Origin of the sequence: Micromonospora sp. NPDC127501, assembly GCF_040302185.1 — a bacterium.
Classification (GTDB): Bacteria; Actinomycetota; Actinomycetes; order Mycobacteriales; family Micromonosporaceae; genus Micromonospora.
In genome coordinates this window covers 237,004-250,703 of the sequence record NZ_JBEORJ010000010.1, presented here as the reverse complement: position 1 = coordinate 250,703, position 13,700 = coordinate 237,004, and the positions used below count along the sequence as shown (strand labels likewise).

Sequence of the window (13,700 nt, the reverse complement as noted above, 5' to 3'; positions counted from 1 at the left end):
GTCCCAAGGGTACGCGGAAGCCCCGAACGTCCGCGCCGCGCGCCAGCAGCTCCGGTGGAACGCGTCGTCAGCCGACGCGGGCGCCGGCTACCGGACCGTGCGCGACCCGCGCCTCCCGGCAGACGCCCGCGGCGGTCAGCTCGGCGGCGATCCGCTCCGCGTCGGCCGCGTTGGCGGCGAGAAACACGCAGGTCGGGCCGGAGCCGGAGACGATGCCGGTGAGCGCGCCGGCCGCCTCGCCGGCCTTGAGGGTGTCGGCCAGCGCCGGGCGCATGGCCAGCGCGGCGTCCTGGAGGTCGTTGCCGAGCGTACGGGCGAGCACCCGGGGGTCACGCTGGCGCAGCGCGCCCAGCAGGGCGTCGGTGCTGCCCAGCGGGGCGCCGGCGGCACCGGAGTCGCGGAGCCGATCCAGCTCCCGGTACGCGGTCGGGGTGGAGAGGCCACCGTCGGCGATCGCCACCACCCAGTGCCAGGAGGTGGGGCGGGCCAGCACGGGGCTGATCGCCTCGCCCCGGCCGGTGCCCAGCGCGGTGCCACCGTAGATCAGAAACGGCACGTCGGAGCCGAGGTCGGCGGCGATCCCGGCCAGCTCGTCCCGGGACAGGCCGGTCCCCCACAGCGCGTCGCAGGCCACCAGCGCGGCGGCCGCGTCGGCGCTGCCGCCGGCCAGCCCACCGGCGAGGGGGATCTGCTTGCGCAGGTGCAGGCGGGCGTGCGGCAGCACCCCCGCGTACCCGGCGAGGGCGTGCGCGGCGCGGATCACCAGGTTGGTGTCGTCCAGGGCCAGCTCGCCGGTGCCCTCACCCTCCATGGTCAGGGCGAGGGTGTCGCCCCGGCGGGCCGTCAGCTCGTCGTAGATCGAGATGGCGTGGTAGATCGTGTTCAGCTCGTGGTAGCCGTCCCGGCGCAGCGGGCCCACCCCGAGGTGCAGGTTGACCTTCGCGGGCACCCGCACCCGCACCGGGCCGATGGCCCCCAGTCGCTCGTCGTCGTCCGGTCGCCAGGCCTCGGTCACGGGGTGACACCCCGAACGGGCAGGCGGATGTCGAACGGCTTGGCCACGATCTGCTCCTCGGCGTCCTCGGCGGGCACGGCGTCAGCCTACTTCGCGGCCGGCGTACCGACCGGAGCCGACGCGGCGATGGCGGCGAACTGCTCGACGGTCAGTGACTCCCCGCGGGCGCCGGGGTCGACGCCCGCGGCGGTGAGCGCCGCGGCGGCCCGGTCCGCGCCACCGGCCCAACCGGCCAACGCGGCGCGCAGCGTCTTGCGGCGCTGCGCGAACGCCGCGTCCACCACGGCGAAGACCCGCTCCCGCGGTACGTCGGTGCGGGGCGGCTCGTGGCAGGTGAAGGAGACCAGACCGGAGTCGACGTTGGGCACCGGCCAGAACACGTTCGGCGGCACCTTGCCGGCGCCTCGCGCCTGGGCGTACCAGGCGAGCTTCACCGACGGAATGCCGTACACCTTGGAGCCGGGACCGGCGACCAGCCGGTCGGCGACCTCCTTCTGCACCATCACCAGGCCGTGTCGCAGGGTGGGCAGCACGGCGAGCAGGTGCAGCACCACCGGCACGGCGACGTTGTAGGGCAGGTTCGCCACCAGCGCGGTCGGTGCCGGGTCGGCCAACTCGGCGGCGGCGATGCGCAGTGCGTCCGCGCGGTGCACGGTGAGCCGGGCGGTGTCGGCCCCGGCGTGCCGCGCGACGGTCTCCGGTAGCGCCCCGGCGAGCACCGGGTCGATCTCCACGGCGTGCACGTGCCCGGCGACCGGCAGCAGCCCCAGGGTCAGCGAGCCGAGCCCGGGCCCCACCTCCAGGGCCACGTCGTCGGGGGTGAGGCCGGCGGCGGTCACGATCCGGCGCACGGTGTTCGGGTCGTGCACGAAGTTCTGGCCCAGCTTCTTGGTGGGCGCGACGCCCAGCCGGGCGGCCAGTTCCCGGATCTCCGCCGGGCCGAGGAGACCGGTCATGGCTGGCAGCGTAGCGACGGGGTCGGTGCCGACCGTCGGGCCGGGCTCACCACGGGCCGAAGGCCCGGTCGCCGGTGGCGGAGATGGCCGCGCACAGCTCGTCCAGGTCGCTGCCCGTGGTCGCGGCGAGCGCCCGGACGGTGAGCGGAATCAGGTACGACGCGTTCGGCCGGCCGCGGTACGGCATCGGGGTGAGGTAGGGGGCGTCGGTCTCCACCAGCATCTGATCCACCGGGGTGAGCGCGGCAGCCTCGCGCAGCGCCGTCGCGCTGCCGAAGGTGACGGTGCCGGCGAAGCTCAGCAGGTAGCCACGCCGGACGCACTCACGGGCGAAGTCGGCGTCGCCGGAGAAGCAGTGCAGCACCACCCGGTCGGGAGCGCCCTCGTCGTCGAGGATCCGCAGCACGTCGGCGTGCGCGTCGCGGTCGTGGATGACCAGCGTCTTGTCGTACCGCTTGGCGATGGCGATGTGCGCCCGGAAACTCTGCTCCTGCGCGGCACGCCCCTCGTCGCCGGTCCGGAAGAAGTCCATTCCGGTCTCGCCGATCCCCCGGACCCGGTCGCGGGCGGCGAGTGACTCGATCTCCCGCAACGCCTCGTCGAGGTCGCCGAGCCGGGGCGCCTCGTTGGGGTGCAACGCCACGGTGGCCAGCACGGCGGGGTACCGGTCGGCGGTGTCCGCGCCCCACCGGGAGGAGGCGACGTCCACGCCCACCTGGACGAGCCGGTCCACGCCGACCTTCGTGGCCAACGCGATGGCCACGGCAACCGGGTCGTCGGCCGGCCCGCCGCCGGGCACACCGGCCTCGCTGACCGTGATGTCCAGGTGGGTGTGGCTGTCCAGCACCGCCCGGGGCAACGACTCGGGGGCGGGCGGAAACTCTCCGGCCCGCCGGGCGGCACGCTCGCGGCGGGATTCAGTGGGCTCGCTCATCAGCGACAGCATCACACACCGGGCCTGTCCATCTGCCCGCCACCCGACGTTCACCCCGACTACGCCGCGCGACTCTACGGTCGCTCACGAGCGGACGCGACAGCGTGCGGACCTCATCCCACCGAGCAGCGAGGCGACGGCATGAGCGTCACCCCCCAGGCCGGTGGCAGCGCCGGCGAACGGACCGGACTGCACGTGGCGTTCGGCGGCGGCGTGTACCCGGCCGAGGAGATCGCCCGAGGCGCCGCGTACGAGTTGTTCAGCGCCGACGAGGTGGCCGGCTTCGAGTGGGCACCCCGCCCGGGTAGCGCCCTGCCGTGGCACCGGTTCGTGCACGTCACCGAGGTGACCGCGGTGCACGGGGCGGCGGAGCCGGCCGACGAGCCGGAGACGCCGCTGCTGATGCCCGCTCACCGCGAGCGGGGCTGGGCGTACCTGCACCAGCTCAGCCAGCAGCCGGCGGCGGCGGGCGACCCGATGCTGGCGGCGGCGCGCGCGTCGGCGGTGGTCCGGCGGGGCACCCGGATGATGAAGGTGCTCTCGGCCCAGCAGCTCGCCGGCTACGTACGGGGTTGGCTGCCGCACGGCTTCTGCTACCGCGAGCACGACGTGGCGCACCTGCGTACGCCGGCGACGACGACGGTGCTGCGTACGGATGGTGACGCTGGCCGGGACGGGCCGGACGTGGCGTACGCGCTGCGCTGGCGCGCGTCCGACCCGGGTGACTACGACGTGCCGGTGGGCCCGGCACACCGCGGCCTGACCGCGCTGGCCTCCCGGGACCGGCTCGGCGCCCCGGTGCTCGGCACCGGCTTCGTGCCCAGCAACGGTCAGCTCATCCCGGAGTTCATCACCCGGGACTTCGCCGACCTGCCGATGCCGGCGAACGCCGCCCTCATCGCGTACCCGGCGGAGGGGGTGGAGGTGGTCCTGTACACCTACCAGGCCGAGCAGCGCGGGTGGCTGCGGATGGTGGGCCCGCAGTGGCGGCACCTGCTGGCCGCGGTGCCGGGCCTCTCCCCGGACCAGGAGTACGTGCCGAACGCCGACGCCCCCCGCTCCACCCAACTGGTCGGGATGTACGGCGACAGTGAGTACGAGGCGGTCGCCGACCTACCCGGTGGGTTCCGGGTGCTGGCGATGACCCGGGCGGCCCGCTACCCGGTGGACGCGGTGGCCCGCCGGGTCCGGTTCGCCCAGTGGCGGGGGGTGCCGTGCCTGGTGCTGCGGGAGGAGGCCGGCTGGCTGCGGGTGCGCCTGCGCTACCCGAACCCGGACACCGTGGTCGCGACCGGCGCGCAGTGCCAGGAACGCGGCGTCTACGAGGCCTGGGCGCCGGGCGCCGAGGTGACCGACGACCAGGTGATGGACACCCGGTACGTGATGTGACAGTGCGCGGCGGCGGGGCAGCCGCCGCCGCGCGTCGTGCGCTCAGTCGGCGAGCCGGGCCAGTTCCTCGTCGACGATCGACGGGTCGAGCTTGCGGAACACCGGCTTCGGCGCGGCCAGCGGGCGACCCGCCTCGATCGACACCGACTCCCAGCGCGCGCCGACGGTGTAGTCCCCGGTGAGCACCGGGTACGCCGGCCCGCCGTCCAGGTCGTCGACCTGCTCGATCACCGGCATCGGCGCGTGCACGCCGGTGCCGCCGAGCAACTCGTGCACCTGCTGCGCGGAGTGCGGCAGGAACGGGGTGAGCAGTGTGTTGGCATCGCTGATCACCTGAAGGGCGACGTGCAGGATGGTGCCCATCCGGGGCTTGTCCGCCTCGTCCTTGAGCTTCCAGGGCGCCTGCTCGGAGAGGTACCTGTTGGCCTCGGCGACGACCTTCATGGCCTCACCGATCGCCTGCTTCTGCCGGTGCCGGCCGATCAGGTCGCCGACCGTGGTGAACCCGGTCCGGGCGACAGCGAGCAGCGCCTCGTCAGCCTCGGTGAGCCCGGCCGGGTCGACCGGCGGGATCGCCCCGAAGTTCTTCGCGGCCATCGAGACGCACCTGTTGACCAGGTTGCCCCAACCGGCGACCAACTCGTCGTTGTTGCGGCGCAGGAACTCGGCCCAGGTGAAGTCGGTGTCGTTGCTCTCCGGGCCGGCGGCGGCGATGAAGTAACGCAGCGCGTCGGCGTCGTAGCGCTCCAGGAAGTCGCGAACGTAGATGACCACCTTGCGGGACGAGGAGAACTTGCGCCCCTCCATGGTCAGGTACTCGCTCGAGACCACCTCGGTGGGCAGGTTGAGCCGACCCAGCTCGCCCGGCTCACCGTCACGGGAGCCCTCGCCGGAGTAGCCGGAGAGCAGCGCCGGCCAGATCACCGAGTGGAAGACGATGTTGTCCTTGCCCATGAAGTAGTAGGACTGGGCGTCCTTCCCCGCGCCGTCGGTGGACCAGTACTTCCGCCACGCGTCCGGGTCGCCCGAGCGGCGGGCCCATTCGATCGAGGCGGACAGGTAGCCGATCACGGCGTCGAACCACACGTAGATGCGCTTGTCCGGCCGGTCGCGCCAGCCGTCGAGCGGGATCGGTACGCCCCACTCCAGGTCACGGGTGATCGCCCGGGGCTGGAGGTCGTCGAGCAGGTTGCGGGAGAACCGCAGCACGTTGGGCCGCCACCCCTCGCGGGTGTCCAGCCACTGCCGCAGCACCTCGGCCAGGGCCGGCAGGTCCAGGAAGAAGTGCTCGGTCTCGACGAACTTCGGAGTCTCTCCGTTGATTCGCGACTTGGGGTTGATCAGGTCGATCGGGTCGAGCTGGTTGCCGCAGTTGTCGCACTGGTCACCGCGGGCGCTGTCGTACCCGCAGATCGGGCAGGTGCCCTCGATGTAGCGGTCGGGCAGGGTGCGTCCGGTGGACGGGGAGATCGCGCCCATGGTGGTCTTCGGCACGATGTAGCCGTTGCGGTACATCCCCTCGAACAACTCCTGCACCACCGCGTAGTGGTTGCGGGTGGTGGTGCGGGTGAACAGGTCGTAGGAGAGACCGAGGCCGTGCAGGTCCTCGACGATCACCCTGTTGTACCGGTCGGCCAGCTCGCGCGGGGTCACCCCGTCGGCGTCGGCCTGCACCTGGATCGGGGTGCCGTGCTCGTCGGTGCCGGAGACCATGAGCACGTCGTGGCCGGCCATCCGCATGTACCGGGCGAAGACGTCGGAGGGAACGCCGAAACCGGAGACGTGGCCGATGTGGCGGGGGCCGTTGGCGTACGGCCAGGCCACTGCCGCGAGAACGTGACTCATGAGCAGTGAGCCTAGTGACCCGTCCGGGGCGTTCGCGAACCAATGGGGGGTGCCCGACCGGCGGACCGGGCCAACCAGCTCGCCCGTTGGTCCGATTTGTCGTCGACACGCGGCTCACCTGCCCGTTTCGTCTCCTGGCGCGGTGTGCAATGAACGTCGTGACGGGCAGAGGAGCGGCGCGGGACCACGAGGAGCGTCCCACCGGGCCGGCGGTCGGCGGCGACCCGGGGCCCGAGCCCGCCACGTCCGGGGTCGCCGGGGTCGCGCCGCAGCCCCGGCTCGTGCCCAGCGCCGATCCGGGTGCGCAGCGGCCCACCCCGGCGGGGAGGTCCGCCCCGGCCCGCCCCACGCCGACGGTGCCGTCACCCACACCGACCCGCCCGACCCCGGGGGCGCCCGTACCCCGCCCGGTCCGGCCCGGCTCGTCGGGCCCGCCGGCCGGCTCGGCACCTGCCGGCGCGGAGACCGTCGAGGTGGAGCCGACCACCGGCGCGCCGGTGGACGCGGTGCCGCGTCGGGTGCCGGTCCGGCAGCAGGGCCGCCGGCAGCGCGACCATCGGTCCGACGGCGACCCGCCGGACGACGGCGGCGGCGCCTTCTGGGCGCCGATCGAGCAGGTGCACTGGGACGGCACCCCGGTCCGCGAGGACGCGGCACCGGCGCGGTTTCGCGGCTTCCGGCTGGCGCTGCGCCGGGCACCCGGCCGCACGCCCCCACCGCCGGATCCGCTGCCCGGGCTCGCCGCGCTGGTGGTGCTGAGCCTGGTCGCGGCCTTCTTCGCCTGGGTCAGCGCCGGCCCGTTCTGGCTCGCGGTCGGGCATGCCCGGACGGGCACCGTGGTGATCGACGACTGCTCCGGCGGCGGGCTCACCCTGCGGTGCCGGGGGATCTTCACGGCCGAGGACGGGCGGTTCATCGCCCATGGCGTCCGGGTCAGCGGCGTGCCCGTCGAGCAGAGCACGGGCGGCACCGCGCTGCCGGCGCGGATGACCGGCCCGGACAGCGGCACCGCGTACGCGGACGTCGGCGTGGCCCGGCACCTGCGGTGGGTGCCCGGTCTGCTGGTGGTGCTGGCCTGCACCGGCGGCATCGTCCGGTGGACCGGGTCGGCCCGGCTGCCCGGTCGCCGGCACCGCCGCTGGGCCGTGGCCGCCGCCATCGCCGGCCCCACGCTGATCACCGTCGGCTTCCTGGTCGCCGCGTGGTGAACCCGCCGTCCGGCGGACCGGACGACGTCGGTCAGCTGTGCACGATCGTGTAGACGTCCCGCCGGCGCAGCGCGTACTCGGTGGCGACGTCGGTGATGGCGTCCCGACGGGACCGGCCGGCGGCCTCCCGCTCGGCGACGGCGGCGCGCAGGGTGTCGTCGTCGGGGCGTTCGGCCGCGGTCACCGGCGCTCCGGCCACCACCAGGGTGATCTCTCCGCGCGGGTCCCCCTCGGTGGCCCACCGGGCCAGCTCGCCGAGGGGGCGGCGGAGCACCTCCTCGTAGGTCTTGGTGAGTTCGCGGCAGAGCGCGGCCGGTCGGTCCGCCCCGAACGTGTCGGCCAGGTCGGTGAGCGTCGCCCCGATCCGGTGCGGGGCCTCGAAGAAGACCAGGGTGCGCTCCTCGGCGGCGAGGGCGCGCAGCCGGGATCGGCGGCCGCCGGGGGTACGGGGCAGGAAGCCCTCGAAGCAGAACCGGTCGCAGGGCAGCCCGGAGACGGCCAGCGCGGTGGTGACCGCGCTGGGCCCGGGGGCGACGGTGACCGGCGCCCCGACGTCCAACGTGGCGCGGACCAGCCGGTAGCCGGGGTCGGAGACGCTGGGCATCCCACCGTCGGTGACCAGCGCCACCACGTACCCGCCGAGGATGGCCTCGACCAGCTCGGGGGTGCGCCGCTCCTCGTTGCCCTCGAAGTAGGAGACGATTCGACCGCCGACGGTGAGGTCGAGATCGCGGGCCAGCCGGGTGAGCCGGCGGGTGTCCTCGGCGGCGACCACGTCGGCGCTGATCAGCACCTCCCGGAGGCGGGCCGAGGCGTCGGCGGGGTTGCCGAGCGGGGCACCGAGCAGAATCAGGCGCCCAACTTCGGACATTTCACCCACGGATTCGTCTCCTTCATTGCTGGGAATACCGGTATCAGGGACGACGGACGCCACCGGCCACCTTGGCAGCCTACGATCGCCGGGTGACGAGTGCGTCGACAGCGCAGAGCCCGAGCGCCGATCCGGACAAGATGATCCAGGTGGGCGAGCCCAGTGCCACCCAGGAGCCGACGACACCGAGCGCCGAGGGCGGCGGGGTGGCCGCGGTGGTCCGGCGACGGTTCGCCACCGTCGACACCCAGGTCGACCGGTTCTCCTGGCTGGCCACGGCAGTGGTGGTGGCCATCGCGGCGATCGTGCGCTTCGTCGGGCTGTCCAGCCCGAAGGGCAAGATCTTCGACGAGACGTACTACGCCAAGGACGCCTACGGGCTGATCTCGCGTGGCGTGGAGTGGAACTACAAGGACAACGTCCCGTCGTACGTGGTGCACCCGCCGCTGGGCAAGTGGTTGATCGGCGTCGGCGAGTGGGCGTTCGGCTATCAGGACGCCGATTCCAAGGTCTCCGTCCCCGGGCACCTGATGACCACCGCGCCGGAGTTCGGCTGGCGCTTCTCGGCGGCGGTGATCGGCACGCTGTCGGTGCTGCTACTGGTCCGCATCGGTCGGCGGATGTTCCGCTCGACGGTGCTCGGCTGCGCGGCCGGCCTGCTGCTCGCCCTGGACGGCTTCCACCTGGTGCTGTCCCGCGCGGCCCTGCTCGACATCTTCCTGCTCTTCTTCGTGCTGGCGGCGTTCGGCGCGCTGGTGCTCGATCGGGACGCCCGCCGTCGACGCTGGGCACGGGCCCTGGACGACGGGCTCGATCCGAGCCAGCCGGGCCGGGCCGGCCGTCCGCCGACCGGTTGGCGCACCTGGCCGTGGTGGCGGCTGGCGGCCGGGGTGCTGATCGGCTGCGCCTGCGCGGTGAAGTGGAGCGCCCTGTACTTCGTGCCGGCCTTCGCGTTGCTGGTGCTCTTCTGGGAGGTCGGCGTCCGCCGCTCGGCGGGCGTCCGCCGGCCCTGGCGGGACGCGCTCGTCGACGAGCTGCCCTGGTTGGTGCTCGCCGGCGTGCTCATGCTGGGCACCTACCTCGCCACCTGGTCGGGCTGGCTGCTCACCGACGACGGTTACTACCGGCTCGCGTCGTCCTACCCGGGCTCCCGGCTCAGCGACCGGCCGGTCATCGGCCCGCTGATCAATCTCTTCGAATACCACCGCGCGGCGTACGGCTTCCACGCCCAGCTTGATGACGCGCACAAGTACCAGTCGTGGCCGTGGCAGTGGCTGCTGTTGGGTCGGCCGGTGGCGTTCCACTACGCCGGCGACGGCGTCTGCGGCGCGGCGAGCTGCGCCTCCGAGATCCTGCTGCTCGGCACCCCGCTGCTCTGGTGGTCGTTCCTGCCCGCCCTGGTGGCGCTGGCCTGGCTGGGTGTGGCCCGTCGGGACTGGCGGGCCGGCGCGATCCTGCTCACCGTGGCCGCCGGGCTGCTCCCGTGGTTCTGGTTCGCCCTCGACGGCCGGACGATGTTCTCGTTCTACGCCGCGCCGGCGGTGCCGTTCCTGGTGCTGGCCGTGGTGTACGTGCTGGGCGCACTGATCGCGCCCGCCGGGGGTGACGTGGGTGCGGTGGCGCCGCTGGTGCCCGGTGACCCGAGTTATGAGCGCCGACTGGTGGGCAGCATCGCGGCGGGGGCGTACGTGCTGCTGGTGGCGCTCTGCTTCGCGTACTTCTATCCGATCTTCGTGGGTCGGGTGATCCCGTACTCGGACTGGCTGTCGCGGATGTGGCTCGACGGCCGGTGGATATAAGCATCGACACGCGACGCGCCGCACAGTGCGACGGAAGAAGGGCCCGCACGCCGAAGCGTGCGGGCCCTTCTTGACAAAGACGCGCGCCCCGATCGCCTGCCACGGGGGAAGCGGGCGATTGGGGCGCGCAAGAAGAGCTTAACCACCGCGCACCACCGGCACAACGGGTCGACTTGGGTCAGATTTCCGACGGATGCTGGCCGAGCCGACAGCTTCCCTCGCACAGTTGACCGAGGGTGACCCGCCGTGGACCCTGAGCGCGGGCGCGGCCGGTCAGAGGCGATCCCCGGCCCGGCCGGAGTCGTCGGTTCCGCACGCCTCCACCCAAACGATCATCCAAAGTGGATCTCACTACACTGCGGATCGTGATCAACTTCAGACGATCGACGGCGGTCCTTCTTGGACTGTTGGCGACCACCGCGCTGACCGGGCCGGCGCAGGCCGACGAGGAGCCGGCCCCCGAGCCGCCCCGGGTCGAGCTGGTGCTGGATGTCAGCGGGTCGATGCGCGCCGCCGACATCGACGGACGCACCCGGATCTCGGTCGCCCAGCAGGCCTTCAACGAGGTGGTTGACGCGCTGCCCGAGGAGACACAGCTCGGCATCCGGGTGCTCGGCGCGACCTACCGCGGCAAGGACAAGAAGGTCGGTTGCCAGGACACCCAGCAGATCGTGCCGGTCGGGCCGGTGGACCGGTCCGCTGCCAAGGCGGCGGTGGCGACACTTCGGCCGACCGGGTTCACTCCGGTCGGGCTGGCGCTGCGCTCCGCCGCGCAGGACCTGGGCACCGGGGCCACCACCCGGCGGATCGTGCTGATCACCGACGGCGAGGACACCTGCGCTCCGCCGGACCCGTGTGAGGTGGCCCGGGAACTGGCCGCCCAGGGCACCAGCCTGGTCGTCGACACCCTCGGTCTGGCCCCCGACGAGAAGGTTCGCCGGCAACTGCTCTGCATCGCCAGCGCGACCGGCGGGACCTACACCGCCGCGCAGAGCGCCGAGGAGCTGACCGACCGGATCAAACAGCTCGTCGAGCGGGCCGCGGACACGCACACCCGGGCCCCGACCGTGGTCGGCGGCACGAGCGCGTGCGACTCGGCCCCACTGCTCGCCCCCGGCGTGTACGCCGACCGGGAGGCGTTCTCCGAGCACCGCTACTACCGGGTGCCGATCCGCCCCGGGCAGGAGCTGCGGGCTTCGGTGAGCATGGCGTTGGACCGGGCCGTCAACCGGGACTACGGGGTGCTGCTGCGGGCCACCGCGGCCGACGGCCGGGAACTCGTCCGGGGCGCGGACGCCGGCAGCGGGCGGGCCGACGTTCTCTCCGCCGGGCTGCGCTGGTCGGCCACCGCCGACGACGAGGATGCCGCCGAGACCGAGCAGAGCTCCGCGCCGGTCGTCGAACCCACCACCGTCTGCCTGGTGGTCAGCAACTCGTTCGCCCCGCGTCCCGGCACCGCGGCCACCCCGGGCATGCCGGTGGAGTTGACCATCGACGTGGTCGCCGCCGCACCGGCACCGGACGGACCGGACCTCGGCCGGGGTTGGGTGCTGCTCGCCCTGCTCACCATCGCCGGGCTGATCACCGGTCTGCTCGCCGGTCTGCTCACCCGCTGGTGGGTCGCCACCTGGAGGGAGAACTGATGCGTACCGCACTGTTCCGGTCGACGGCGGCGCTGCTCGCCGCCGGCGTGGCCGCTCTGCTGCCCGCTGCGGCCGTGGCCGCACCGACCCCCTCCCCGGGTGCCACGCCGGTGAACCGTGCCGGCACGTCGTTCCTCACCGCCACCCCGATCACCGCCGGCCAGCCGGTACGGGTGGACGCCTCGATCGGCGACCACCTCTACTGGTCGTTCCCGGCGACGGCCGGCCAGGTGCACGAGATCAACGCCACCGTCACCTTCCCGAAGGGACGCAGCGGCGCCTCCACCTGGACGGTGGACGTCTTCGACGGGCTGCGCCGACGCCAGGCGTGCACGGCGGGGGCCCAGACCCCGACAGTGGACGCGAAGGCGTCGAACGTGGTGCTGGGCTGCACGCTGCGCGAGGTGCGGTCGTGGGCGGAGCCCTGGTCGGCCGACCCACTGCCCGGCACGTACGTCGTCCGACTCTCCGTGATCGAGCTGCCGGAGCCGGACCTGGGTGCGCCGATCGACGTCGACCTGCTGGTCGGCACCATCGCCGACCGGGGCGCCTCGGCTGACGACGGCGAGTTGGCCGCCCCGCTGGTGCCGAACACCAAGGCCGGCACGGTGCTCAACGCCGTACCCCCGGTGGACGCGGAGGCCGACGACGAGAGCGGCTCGCTGGCGGACTGGTTGCCGGATCTCGGCTCGCGCTGGGTCTGGACCGGCATCGGTGGCGTGCTCGCCGCGGTGGCCGGCGTGTTCGGCTTCGCGGTGACCCGGCGCCCTCGACGTCCCTGAAACGCCACATCTGGTGGCCCCGCCCCAGCAGCGGGGCCACCAGAGATTCAGCTACGCCGGGAGCCGCGCGGCAACCAGCCGATGAACCGGTCCTGGAGCGACATCACCGGGGCCGCGCGCAGATCCTCGGTGGCGGCGGCGAGGCAGGAGCCCAGATAGACGCTGAGCATGGCGCGATCACCTCCGTACTCCGCCAGCAGCCGGGTGCGCTTCGTCGCGCACGGCCACTCGTCACCGCAGGAGCCGCAGCTCCAGCAGGGGGTCTTCGGGGCGTGTTCGTCAGCCCGCACCCCCGGCCGTTCCAGGCCATCGGTCATCGCACGTCCTTCCAGATGTCCACGGGACTGGCGGCTGCCGTGCCGGCCAGCATTGATGGTGGTCCCCCCGGAGCCATCAGGGAGGGCGCTGCGCGTCCCTCCGGTGTTACATCTTTGCGGTACCTTCGGCGGTCGTGGGAGTCGGAAATTTGACGGTTAACTCCATGCGTCATTCCTACCGACCAGTAGGTCACCGGAATGCGTGACCTGCTGCCATCGACGGTCGCGGTCGCCGTCGCCGGGCCCGAGGACTGGACGGGCGAGTTGCTCCCCGCTGAGCAGGCATGTCTCGGCGAGCGGGCGGTGCAGACCCGTCGGCGGGACTTCGCCGCGGGGAGGATTTGCGCCCGCAGGGCATTGCGCGACCTCGGCCTGCCGACGACCGCCGTGCCGGCCGCGGCCGACCGCGCGCCGGTCTGGCCGGCCGGGGTGGTCGGCAGCATCACCCACACCGCCGGCTACTGCGCCGCCGCGGCGGCGCACACCACCGACATCCGGTCCGTCGGAATGGACGCCGAGCGGCACCGCGAGGTCAATCCGGGAGTACGCCGACGCGTGCTGCTGCCCGAGGAGGAGGCCACCTGCGCCCGGCTACCCAGCGGCACCCACTGGCCGGTCGTGCTGTTCAGTGCGAAGGAGACCGTCTACAAGGTGTGGCATCCGGTCGTGCGCGGCTGGTTGAACTTCCACGACGCCCGACTCGACGTCGATCCGGATGCCGGCACGTTCACTGCCCGGATCGCACCGGCCCGGGTGGACGCGGCGGGGGTCGACGACCCGCCAACATCGATCAGCGGCCGCTTCGTGATCGTCGACGGGCTGGTCCGCACCGCCGCCGCGCTTTCAGCACATTGACCTCGCCTGGTTACTCATAGCGATGAATGCGATACCCATCCACATTGGCGTTCGGTGACCGGTTGAACACTGTCCACGCTGGCCAG

Annotated in this window: 12 protein-coding genes; 6 read left to right on the top strand and 6 right to left on the bottom strand. The window is 73.1% G+C overall.

Features of this window, described 5'->3' with window-relative positions; translation table 11 throughout:
• Positions 1-67: 67 nt before the first annotated feature.
• The 3 genes from ABTW72_RS23235 to ABTW72_RS23225 all read right to left on the bottom strand — a co-directional run bounded on the left by ABTW72_RS23235 (position 68) and on the right by ABTW72_RS23225 (position 2,917).
• On the bottom strand, positions 68-1,015 hold the full coding sequence (locus tag ABTW72_RS23235; protein WP_350861769.1) for a 4-(cytidine 5'-diphospho)-2-C-methyl-D-erythritol kinase: 948 nt from the start codon (positions 1,013-1,015) through the stop codon (positions 68-70).
• An 86-nt stretch (positions 1,016-1,101) separates the two neighbouring features.
• On the bottom strand, positions 1,102-1,971 hold the full coding sequence (rsmA, locus tag ABTW72_RS23230) for a 16S rRNA (adenine(1518)-N(6)/adenine(1519)-N(6))-dimethyltransferase RsmA (RefSeq protein WP_350861767.1): 870 nt from the start codon (positions 1,969-1,971) through the stop codon (positions 1,102-1,104).
• A gap of 46 nt (positions 1,972-2,017) precedes the next feature.
• Entirely contained in the window at positions 2,018-2,917 is a 900-nt protein-coding gene (locus ABTW72_RS23225; RefSeq protein ID WP_350861765.1) for a TatD family hydrolase, read from the bottom strand.
• A gap of 129 nt (positions 2,918-3,046) precedes the next feature.
• Here ABTW72_RS23225 and ABTW72_RS23220 point away from each other — a divergent pair, with 129 nt between their 5' ends.
• On the top strand, positions 3,047-4,294 hold the full coding sequence (locus ABTW72_RS23220; RefSeq protein WP_350861763.1) for a hypothetical protein: 1,248 nt from the start codon (positions 3,047-3,049) through the stop codon (positions 4,292-4,294).
• Between the two features lie 42 nt (positions 4,295-4,336).
• Here ABTW72_RS23220 and metG read toward each other — a convergent pair whose 3' ends face one another.
• Positions 4,337-6,139: a methionine--tRNA ligase gene (metG, locus tag ABTW72_RS23215; protein WP_350861761.1), complete on the bottom strand. Its 1,803-nt coding sequence runs from the start codon at positions 6,137-6,139 to the stop codon at positions 4,337-4,339.
• 149 nt (positions 6,140-6,288) lie between these two features.
• Here metG and ABTW72_RS23210 point away from each other — a divergent pair, with 149 nt between their 5' ends.
• Positions 6,289-7,347, top strand: a complete 1,059-nt coding sequence (locus ABTW72_RS23210; protein WP_502892235.1) for a hypothetical protein — start codon at positions 6,289-6,291, stop codon at positions 7,345-7,347.
• Positions 7,348-7,378: 31 nt separating this feature from the next.
• On the opposite strand, the gene rsmI is transcribed toward ABTW72_RS23210, so the two are convergent.
• Positions 7,379-8,218, bottom strand: a complete 840-nt coding sequence (gene rsmI / locus ABTW72_RS23205) for a 16S rRNA (cytidine(1402)-2'-O)-methyltransferase (protein ID WP_247669021.1) — start codon at positions 8,216-8,218, stop codon at positions 7,379-7,381.
• Positions 8,219-8,358: 140 nt separating this feature from the next.
• On the opposite strand from rsmI, the gene ABTW72_RS23200 reads away from it, so the two are divergent.
• The 3 genes from ABTW72_RS23200 to ABTW72_RS23190 all read left to right on the top strand — a co-directional run bounded on the left by ABTW72_RS23200 (position 8,359) and on the right by ABTW72_RS23190 (position 12,442).
• Entirely contained in the window at positions 8,359-10,017 is a 1,659-nt protein-coding gene (locus tag ABTW72_RS23200) for a dolichyl-phosphate-mannose--protein mannosyltransferase (RefSeq protein ID WP_350861841.1), read from the top strand.
• A gap of 365 nt (positions 10,018-10,382) precedes the next feature.
• Positions 10,383-11,660, top strand: coding sequence for a VWA domain-containing protein (locus ABTW72_RS23195; protein WP_350861757.1), 1,278 nt, complete (start codon positions 10,383-10,385; stop codon positions 11,658-11,660).
• Entirely contained in the window at positions 11,660-12,442 is a 783-nt protein-coding gene (locus tag ABTW72_RS23190; protein WP_350861755.1) for a peptidase, read from the top strand. Before ABTW72_RS23195 ends, ABTW72_RS23190 begins: the two co-directional genes overlap by 1 nt.
• A gap of 47 nt (positions 12,443-12,489) precedes the next feature.
• Here ABTW72_RS23190 and ABTW72_RS23185 read toward each other — a convergent pair whose 3' ends face one another.
• Entirely contained in the window at positions 12,490-12,759 is a 270-nt protein-coding gene (locus ABTW72_RS23185) for a hypothetical protein (RefSeq protein ID WP_203122828.1), read from the bottom strand.
• Between the two features lie 198 nt (positions 12,760-12,957).
• On the opposite strand from ABTW72_RS23185, the gene ABTW72_RS23180 reads away from it, so the two are divergent.
• On the top strand, positions 12,958-13,614 hold the full coding sequence (locus ABTW72_RS23180; RefSeq protein WP_350861753.1) for a 4'-phosphopantetheinyl transferase family protein: 657 nt from the start codon (positions 12,958-12,960) through the stop codon (positions 13,612-13,614).
• Positions 13,615-13,700 lie beyond the last annotated feature (86 nt).

Coding starts and splice junctions, on each gene's coding strand:
- ABTW72_RS23210 (WP_502892235.1), top strand. CDS start 6,289: ATGAACGTCGTGACGGGCAGAGGAGCGGCGCGGGACCACGAGGAGCGT.
- ABTW72_RS23200 (WP_350861841.1), top strand. CDS start 8,359: ATGATCCAGGTGGGCGAGCCCAGTGCCACCCAGGAGCCGACGACACCG.
- ABTW72_RS23185 (WP_203122828.1), bottom strand. CDS start 12,759: ATGACCGATGGCCTGGAACGGCCGGGGGTGCGGGCTGACGAACACGCC.
- ABTW72_RS23225 (WP_350861765.1), bottom strand. CDS start 2,917: ATGCTGTCGCTGATGAGCGAGCCCACTGAATCCCGCCGCGAGCGTGCC.
- rsmA (WP_350861767.1), bottom strand. CDS start 1,971: ATGACCGGTCTCCTCGGCCCGGCGGAGATCCGGGAACTGGCCGCCCGG.
- ABTW72_RS23180 (WP_350861753.1), top strand. CDS start 12,958: ATGCGTGACCTGCTGCCATCGACGGTCGCGGTCGCCGTCGCCGGGCCC.
- ABTW72_RS23220 (WP_350861763.1), top strand. CDS start 3,047: ATGAGCGTCACCCCCCAGGCCGGTGGCAGCGCCGGCGAACGGACCGGA.
- ABTW72_RS23190 (WP_350861755.1), top strand. CDS start 11,660: ATGCGTACCGCACTGTTCCGGTCGACGGCGGCGCTGCTCGCCGCCGGC.
- metG (WP_350861761.1), bottom strand. CDS start 6,139: ATGAGTCACGTTCTCGCGGCAGTGGCCTGGCCGTACGCCAACGGCCCC.
- rsmI (WP_247669021.1), bottom strand. CDS start 8,218: ATGTCCGAAGTTGGGCGCCTGATTCTGCTCGGTGCCCCGCTCGGCAAC.